This window comes from Mesorhizobium sp. M8A.F.Ca.ET.208.01.1.1 (genome assembly GCF_004791315.1).
Lineage (GTDB): Bacteria > Pseudomonadota > Alphaproteobacteria > Rhizobiales > Rhizobiaceae > Mesorhizobium.
Genome location: NZ_SRUT01000279.1, coordinates 1 through 307, shown reverse-complemented (window position 1 = coordinate 307; position 307 = coordinate 1). Strand labels below are relative to the sequence as shown.

Below are 307 nucleotides of genomic sequence, written 5' to 3'. Positions count from 1 at the left end.
GGAGATCCTCGAAATCTGCCGCGCTAAGCAGCTCAAGGCCGCGGTCAACTTCCAGCTCCGCTTCGCGCCGATGATGCTGGCGCTGAAGGACGCAATCGCCAAGGGCTGGCTGGGCGAGGTCGTCGATTTCGATGCGCTTCTGGCGCTCGACACACCCTGGCAGCTGTGGGAATTCCTGCTCAAGGCGCCGCGCGTTGAGATCGCCATGCATTCGATCCACTATCTCGACCTGATCCGCCAACTGTTGGGCGACCCCAAGGGTGTCCATGCGAAAACGCTCGGCCATCCCAATCACAAGGTCGCGCAG

1 pseudogene is annotated in these 307 nt (G+C 61.9%); it reads left to right on the top strand.

Going from position 1 to position 307, the window contains the following annotated elements:
- Positions 1-307 (top strand): annotated as a pseudogene (locus EN851_RS35290) (gfo/Idh/MocA family oxidoreductase); the annotation flags it as partial.